This window comes from Dietzia maris (assembly GCF_014144855.1).
In the GTDB taxonomy this organism is placed as follows: Bacteria; Actinomycetota; Actinomycetes; order Mycobacteriales; family Mycobacteriaceae; genus Dietzia; species Dietzia kunjamensis.
This window is the reverse complement of sequence record NZ_JAALDN010000142.1, coordinates 1-7,552: the sequence shown is the minus strand read 5'-3', so window position 1 is coordinate 7,552 and position 7,552 is coordinate 1. Positions and strand designations below refer to the sequence as shown.

10 protein-coding genes are annotated in these 7,552 nt (G+C 69.4%); 3 read left to right on the top strand and 7 right to left on the bottom strand.

What is annotated here, in order from left to right; genetic code table 11:
- The first annotated feature begins 198 nt into the window (after window positions 1–198).
- From G6024_RS05400 to G6024_RS05390, 3 genes are read left to right on the top strand one after another with little or no spacing between them, the layout of a single operon-like run.
- A complete protein-coding gene (locus G6024_RS05400) occupies window positions 199–948 on the top strand; it encodes a 3'(2'),5'-bisphosphate nucleotidase CysQ (RefSeq protein ID WP_096907528.1) in 750 nt (249 codons plus the stop codon).
- 28 nt (window positions 949–976) lie between these two features.
- Entirely contained in the window at window positions 977–1,777 is an 801-nt protein-coding gene (locus tag G6024_RS05395; protein ID WP_067716561.1) for a thymidylate synthase, read from the top strand.
- 17 nt (window positions 1,778–1,794) lie between these two features.
- Window positions 1,795–2,310, top strand: a complete 516-nt coding sequence (locus G6024_RS05390; RefSeq protein WP_096907076.1) for a dihydrofolate reductase — start codon at window positions 1,795–1,797, stop codon at window positions 2,308–2,310.
- On the opposite strand, the gene G6024_RS05385 is transcribed toward G6024_RS05390, so the two are convergent.
- The 7 genes from G6024_RS05385 to mftG all read right to left on the bottom strand — a co-directional run.
- Window positions 2,307–2,945, bottom strand: coding sequence for a DUF1707 SHOCT-like domain-containing protein (locus tag G6024_RS05385; protein ID WP_007631134.1), 639 nt, complete (start codon window positions 2,943–2,945; stop codon window positions 2,307–2,309). The genes G6024_RS05390 and G6024_RS05385 overlap by 4 nt on opposite strands.
- 13 nt (window positions 2,946–2,958) lie before the next feature.
- The gene (locus tag G6024_RS05380; RefSeq protein ID WP_007631133.1) at window positions 2,959–3,345 is read right to left on the bottom strand and encodes a DUF302 domain-containing protein; all 387 of its coding nucleotides are present in this window, start codon (window positions 3,343–3,345) and stop codon (window positions 2,959–2,961) included.
- Between the two features lie 88 nt (window positions 3,346–3,433).
- On the bottom strand, window positions 3,434–3,760 hold the full coding sequence (locus tag G6024_RS05375; protein ID WP_235027768.1) for a metal-sensitive transcriptional regulator: 327 nt from the start codon (window positions 3,758–3,760) through the stop codon (window positions 3,434–3,436).
- Between the two features lie 143 nt (window positions 3,761–3,903).
- Window positions 3,904–5,025 (bottom strand): NDMA-dependent alcohol dehydrogenase, encoded by a 1,122-nt coding sequence (locus G6024_RS05370; RefSeq protein WP_007631130.1) that lies wholly within the window; start codon window positions 5,023–5,025, stop codon window positions 3,904–3,906.
- 159 nt (window positions 5,026–5,184) lie between these two features.
- Window positions 5,185–5,568 carry a thioredoxin gene (gene trxA / locus G6024_RS05365; RefSeq protein WP_007631129.1) on the bottom strand — a complete coding sequence of 128 codons (384 nt, stop codon included), beginning with the start codon at window positions 5,566–5,568 and terminating at the stop codon, window positions 5,185–5,187.
- A 181-nt stretch (window positions 5,569–5,749) separates the two neighbouring features.
- Window positions 5,750–6,679 carry an alpha/beta fold hydrolase gene (locus G6024_RS05360; protein WP_050797185.1) on the bottom strand — a complete coding sequence of 310 codons (930 nt, stop codon included), beginning with the start codon at window positions 6,677–6,679 and terminating at the stop codon, window positions 5,750–5,752.
- A gap of 57 nt (window positions 6,680–6,736) precedes the next feature.
- The coding region (mftG, locus tag G6024_RS05355) for a mycofactocin system GMC family oxidoreductase MftG (protein ID WP_182640321.1) at window positions 6,737–7,552 on the bottom strand (816 nt) is incomplete at its 5' end.

The following is a 7,552-nucleotide window of genomic DNA, read 5'->3' as shown; positions in this document are numbered from 1 at the left end:
CGCGACGACCAGGGTGTGGGCGCCGCCCGCGAGGGCCGCCCACGCGCCGGACTGCGCGGCGGTGGGCGCGCCGAACGCACCACGGAACCAGGAGGCGGTGGCCGGGTGGAACCGGTCCAGGGCGACGGACATGAACTCATGATGTCGTACGGCTACGACACACGCCGTGACACGCACGGGGCTCCGTAGAGTGTGCTCATGCGCGATCTCGACGACCACGACCTGGCTTCCCACCTCGCCACCGGCATCGGGGACATCGTCCGCGGCACCCGCGCGGGCGGCCTGCTGCACGGACGTTCGCTCGCGCGCGTGGCCAACGACGTCGCCGAGGACTGGACCGACGAGGTGCTCGCCGTGCACCGACCGGACGACGGGATCCTCTCGGAGGGGGTCGCCGACGATCGCAGCCGCCTCGCCAAGTCACGGGTGTGGATCATCGACGTGATCGACGGCACCAAGGAGTTCTCCACCGGCCGGTCGGACTGGTCGGTGCACGTCGCGCTCGTCGTCGACGGCCGGCCCACCGTCGCCGCCGTCGGGCTCCCCGACGCGGGCCGGGTGTTCCGGTCGGACCAGGTCGACTACGTCGACGGCCCGAGTTCGGGGGCCATGGTGATCAGTCGCAACAACCCGCCCGCCGGGATCCACGAGGTCGCCGACGAGCTCGGGTTGCACGTGCGGCCGATGGGGTCGGCCGGCGCCAAGATGCTCTCCGTCCTGCTCGGTGACGCCGATGTCTACCTCCACGCCGGTGGACAGAACGAGTGGGACCAGGCGGCGCCCGTCGGCGTGGCGCTCGCCGCCGGGCTGCGCGCCTCCCGGATCGACGGGTCGCCCCTCGAGTTCAACAAGTCCGACACCTACTCCCCGGACATCCTCGTGTGCCGACCCGAGCTCGCCGAGAAGGTACTCGCCGTGACGGCGGGGCACCCGGTCTGGACCGCGTGACCGGGCCGCTTGAGTAGACTTGAGCCCCATGACCGTCCCCACCCCGTACGAGGACCTGCTGCGGTTGGTCCTGGAGCAGGGCGCCCCCAAGGCGGACCGCACCGGCACGGGCACGCGGAGCCTGTTCGGCCACCAGCTGCGCTACGACCTGGCGCAGGGGTTTCCGCTGATCACCACCAAGCGCGTGCACTTCAAGTCCGTGGCGTACGAGCTGCTGTGGTTCCTGCGTGGCGACTCCAACGTCGGGTGGTTGCGCGAGAACGGTGTGACGATCTGGGACGAGTGGGCGGACGCCGACGGTGAACTGGGGCCCGTGTACGGGGTGCAGTGGCGCTCGTGGCCGACCCCCGACGGCGCCCACATCGACCAGATCGCCGCGGCCGTCGAGTTGCTGAGGACCGACCCGGACTCGCGGCGCAACATCGTCTCCGCGTGGAACGTCAGCGAGTTGTCGGAGATGGCCCTGCCGCCCTGCCACCTGCTGTTCCAGTTCTACGTGGCCGACGGCAAGCTCAGCTGCCAGCTGTACCAGCGCAGCGCCGACCTCTTCCTGGGCGTGCCGTTCAACATCGCCTCCTATTCCCTGCTCACCCACATGATGGCGCAGCAGGTGGGTCTCGAAGTGGGTGAGTTCATCTGGACCGGCGGCGACTGTCACATCTACGACAACCACGTCGAGCAGGTCCGCACACAGCTCTCGCGGGAGCCGTACCCCTACCCCGAGCTGCGGCTGAACCGCGCCCCGTCGATCTTCGACTACACCTTCGAGGATTTCGAGGTCGTCGGCTACGAGCACCACCCGGGCATCAAGGCCCCGGTCGCGGTCTGATCCGGCGGACGGCTGCGGTGACCGTGCGGATGGTGTGGGCGCAGGCCCGCGGCGGGGTGATCGGTGACGGCCGAGACATGCCGTGGCACATCCCCGAGGACCTCGCGTTCTTCAAGCAGGCCACCGTCGGGCGTCCCGTGGTGATGGGCCGCGCGACGTGGGACTCGATCCCGGAGCGGTTCCGCCCCCTGCCCGGCCGTCGCAACGTCGTGTGCACGCGGGACGCCGACTGGTCGGCCGACGGCGCCGAACGCGCCGGGTCCGTGGAGCGCGCCCTGGAACTCGCAGGCCCGGAGGCCGCGGTGATGGGCGGCGGCCAGATCTACGCCGCGGCGCTGTCCGCCGCGGACGAGTGTCTGGTGACCGAGATCGACGCCGAGGCGCCGGGCGTTGTGCTGGCGCCCGAACTGGACGACGCCTGGGAACTGGCCGAGGTCGGCGAATGGATCACCGACCCACGGAGTCGGGTCGAGGGGTACGACGACGAGGTGCGGCACCGGCACACCGTGTGGCGTCGCCGGAGAATCTCCTAGAACCACTTCCAGGTCTTGGGGATCTTCTCCCCCGCGGCGAGGATCTTGATCTTCGCGCCCGCCATGAACCCGTTGATCTCGATGTCCAGGTGGGGACCGCCGTAGACGTCGTAGCGCCCCTCGTCGATCCTCAGCTCGCTCATGGTCCGGTTGCCGGTGATCGACACCGAGACCCCGGGCGGGAGAAGGATCTTGGCGTTGGCGCCCCACAGATCCAGTTGGAGGTGGGTGCGCGGGCGGTCGACGACGGCCTCTCGGGCGTCGAGGTAGATCTCACCCAGCCACGACGTCAGTCGGTAGTCGTCCGGCAGCATCCAGCGGCCCTCGCGCTTGAGGGTGTCGAAGACGGAGGTCCTCTTCTGGCTCTCGTCCACGGTGATCGCGCTGCCGGGACGGGTGGCCGGCGGCGCGGAATGCACCGGGCCGACCGGCGCCGGTCGGGCGTGCTGTGCCGGGCCGGGCCGGTCGGCGGGGAGACCGCTCAGCGCCACCTCGAGTTCCGCGGGGCAGGTCGCGGCCCAGATCTTGGCCGCTCGGTCCGAGAACTCGGCGAGCGACAACTCACCTCGCCCCACCATCGCCTCGAGGCGCCGCTGGGCCAGGGTCCGTGGGTCGTTGTCCTGCTCCGGGTTCATGCCCCCAGGTTACTCAGCGCGTGAGGTCCTTCATCATCGAGCGCATGTCGGTGGTCAGTTCGTCGGCGAGGTCCTGCAGGCCACCGGAGATGACCTGCGAGAGGAGATCCGGGTTCTGGGCCTCGATCACGCAGCCGCCGCCGGACTCGCGGATCACCACATTGCACGGGATCATCAGGGCGACGTCCTTGCTCACGTCGAACGCCTTCCCCGCGAACCCGGGATTGCAGGCGCCGAGGATGAGGACACGCTCGATGTCTTTGTCGATCTTGTTCTTCAGGGTGGCCGTGAGGTCGATCTCGTGGAGGATCCCGAACCCGCGGTCGGCGAGCGCAGCACGGGTCGCCTCCACCGCCTCGTCGAACTCCATCTCGGTGAACGTGCCGATTCCGATGTCCATGTCGACTACCTCCGGTGTCGTCGGTGCTGGTCTTGTCGGTTCTGGTCTCCGGTGTCGTCCCCCAGCCTGCCACGGCGCCGGGCGGTGGTCAGGCGAGCGAGAGGAACAGCTTCTCGAGCTCGGGCAGGTCCACCCCGTCCGCGCCGGGTTCGCCGTCGCGGGTGATGCACTCCTGGATGTTCTCGCTGATGATCTTGAACCCCGCACGGTCCAGCGCCTTGGACACCGCCGCGAGTTGGGTGACGATCTCCTTGCACGAGCGTTCCTGCTCGACCATGTCGATCACCGCGTTGAGCTGGCCGCGCGCGCGGCGCAACCTGTTGAGGACCTGCTGCCTGGGCTCGGACACAGCTTTTGCGGACACTGCTTTGTCGGACACTGCTTTGTCGGACACTGCCCGCTCGGTTTCTGACATCGTCGTGCCTCTCGTGGGTCACTGATGGTCTCGGACGGTGAAGGTGGACTGACGCGAGACCCCCGTGGGTCCACCGGATGACTCCAGTGTACCCGCGGGGGTATATTTCCGCGAGTGCCGGTTACTGTCGGCCCAGCTGACGGTCAGTCGTCGTGGACGATGATCCCGCGGACCATGCCCTCGCCGCCGCGCTCCATGATCTCGTAGCCCTCGTTGACCTGGTCGAGGGTGAAGCGGTGCGTGATGAGCTCGTCCAGCTTGAGCTGCTTCTCGTCCCACAGACGCAGGATGTTGGGGATGTCGTGGAAGGCGTTGGCGGAGCCGAAGAGCGAGCCCTTGATGACCTTCTCGTACTGCGAGACGAACAGGCCGGGCAGGGAGATCGACTGGTTGTCGAGGCCGCCCATCGAGGTGAGCACGACGACGCCGCGCTTACCGACCATGTCGGTCGCGTCGGCGGTGACCTTCGCGTCGGCCACGCCGATGGTGATGATGGCCTTCTCCGCCATCGTGCCCCAGGTCAGGCCCGGCAGCTCGGCCTTGGCCTCGTCGACGTCCGTGTAGACGTGGGTGGCGCCGAACTCCTTGGCCTTGGCCAGCTTCGACTCGTCGGTGTCGATGGCGAGGATGAACCGGGCGCCCGCGTGCTTGGCGCCCTGGATGGCGTTGATGCCGATGCCACCGATGCCGAACACTACGACGGTGTCGCCGGCCCGGACGTCGGCGGAGTAGACGGCGGAACCCCAGCCGGTGGTGACGCCACAACCCACCAGGGCCGCGACCTCGAAGGGTATCCAGTCCTGGACCTTGACCACCGAGTTCATGTTGGCCACGGTGTACTGCGAGAACGTACCCAGGGTGCACATGGCACCGGCGGTCTCGCCGTTGTCCAGTGCGAACGGGTAGCGGCCGTCGGCCATCTCACCGATGGTGCCGTTGAGGCCACCGTCGCAGAGGTTGGTCATCCCGCGCGCGCAGGCCGAACACTTGCCACAGGCAGGGATGAACGACCCCACCACGTGGTCGCCGGGCTGAACGTGGGTGACGCCGTCACCGACCGCCTCGACGACGCCCGCACCCTCGTGACCGCCGACGATCGGCAGGCGACCCGGCAGGTCGCCGCTGGTGATGTGCAGGTCCGAGTGGCAGAGGCCGGCGACCTTCCACTTGACGAGCACCTCGCCGAAGTTGGGTCCGTCGAGCTCGGCCTCGACGATCTCGAACGGCTTGCCGAGCTCTCGGACGATGGCGGCCTTGGTCTTCATTGAACTCCCTCCGGGCGCGACGGGGCGAAGCCCGTCACTGGAACGTGTTCTAGCAACGTTAGCCCCATAGGTGAACCCTGTGGGGTGGTTACCGGAACGTGTTCCGGCGGGACCCCGCCGCCGCCGTCGTCCCGTCAGGAGAGTGGATCGACCCGCCGATCAGGGCTGCGCGTCACCCTGCTGCGCCTGCGCCTCCTCGACGGCCTTGCGGACCTCGTCCATGTCGAGCCCCTTGATCTGCTCGACCAGGTCGTCCAGAGCCTGCTCCGGGATGGCACCCGAGTGGCGGAACACCGCGATGCCCTCGCGGAACGCCATGAGCGTCGGGATGGACTGGATCTGCAGCATCGCTCCGAGCTGCTGCTCGGCGTCGGTATCCACCTTGGCGAAGGTCAGCTCGGGGTTCTTGCCCGAGACCTTCTCGTAGACCGGACCGAACGCCTTGCACGGGCCACACCACTCGGCCCAGAAGTCCACCAGGACGATGTCGTTCTCGGTGACGGTCTTCTCGAACTCGGCGGTCGTGATGTCGACGGTGCTCATACGAATGCCCTCCTAGCGCGGACGGGGCGGCTCTCGTCCCGTCTCGTTACGCCGCCAGCCTACGGACAGCCCGCGCCGGCGACGACCTTCCGCGACAATCCATACCTCTGGGGGTATGAATGCCGCGCGTAGTCAGTGACAACGTCGCCGGAGGCGGGTTATTCCCAGCTCCCCCCTGGCCTCACGCCTCCCGGGACGTCTCCCGGCGGGGCGGCGAGTCGAGGACCTCGGCGAGGAACTTCTCGAGCTGGTCGAGGAAGACCGCGTTGTCGTCGCCCGCGACCATGTGCCCGGCGTCGGGCACCTCCATCGTGTACGCGTGCGGGAGCAGCCCCCGCAGGTGCCGCACCGACTCGTCACTGACGATGTCCGACGCCGAGCCCCGGATGAGCAGGGTCGGTTGCGTGATGTGCGGGACGAGCTCCTCGAAAAAGGCGTTGCCGAGTTCCGCGTTGTCGGCCGAGGCGCAACCGGCGAAGCGGGGGTCCCAGTGCCAGTGCCACCGTCCGTCCTCGCGCAGCCGGAGGTTCTTGCGCAGGCCCTCGGGATTAGGCGGTCGCTTGCGCTGCGGCTGGTAGGCGGCGATCGCGTCGGCGGCCTCCTCGAGACTGGCGAACCCGTTAAACCCGGAGCGCATGAACTCCCCGACCCGCTCGACACCCTTTGCCTCAAGCTTCGGGGTGACGTCCACCAGGACGAGCGCACGGGCGACGTCCTTGCCGGTGCCCAGCGAGAGCATCGCGGTCATCCCGCCGAGGGACGCGCCGACGATCACCGGACGCCGGGAGGGGAACCGCTCGGCGACGATCGCCTCGAGGTCCGCGGCCAGCCGGTGGATGTCGTAGTCACCCTCCGGATCCCAGTCGCTGTCCCCGTGACCACGGGCGTCCATCGCGGTGACCCTGTACCCCTCCCCCGACAGCCGGCGGGCGGCGCGGCTCCACGCGTGGCGGGTCTGGGCACCCCCGTGCAGCATGAGGATCTCCTCGACCGGGTCGAGCGAGTCGCCCGCCGGATCCACCGGATCCCACACCTCGCCGACCAGCGTGACACCGCCGTCGCGTTCCACCGTGAACTGCCGCGGTTCGCAGATCGTCTCGGTACTCGACATGTACGGGCCTCCCGGGATGCCGCCCACCCCATCGGTGGAACGTGTTCTCGTGCCGTTCTACCACGCCCGCTCGGCGATCACCCGCGTAGCGAGGTCCTCGGCCACCGCGAGGACCGTGTAGTAGGGGCCGCACCGCGGCAGCGAGGGCAGCGCCGACGCATCGGCGACCCGCAGTCCCGGCACCCCCAGGACACGTCCGGAGTCGTCGAGCACCTCCCCGATCCGCGCGGTGCCGGACAGGTGCTGCGAGGTCGAGACCGTGACGTCCCCGTCCAGGCCCATCCGCTCCGCCACCCTCGCGGCGGCCTCGGCGAGGACGGCCGCGTCGTGCGGATCGTCGGCCAGGTGCACGGTCCCGTCGTCACCGATCCGGCCACGACCGACCGGGGTCATCAGGGCGACCCCGATCCGGCGCGGCGCCGGCACCAGGCCGGGGATGACGTGGTGCAGGGGGACGGCATAGGGACGGATCTCGACCTCGGCCGCCGCGGACAGCTGCAGCCGGACGACATGGGAGAGCAGGGGTGGCAGCCCCCCGGGCGCGTCCGGGCCGGGACGCGGGTACGGGTCCCGGCCCGACAGGACGTCCGCGGGAAGGTCCAACAGCAGCTCCGGATGCTCCTGCACCCCGAGGCCGACCGGGTGTCCGGTGGACGGTCCGATCCCGGACCCCGTCAGCAGGGCGGCCGTCCCGATCGCCCCCGCACACAGCACCACCTGTCCGGCACCGATCTCCTCGTCGTCGTCGAGCACCACGCCGTCACACCGTCCGGCGACGCGCCCGCCCTCCCACCGGAGCGACCGGACCTGCGCCCCGGTGCGCACCCGGGCCCCCGCGCCGGACGGGTCCCAGGCGTCGAACGCGGTCACCCG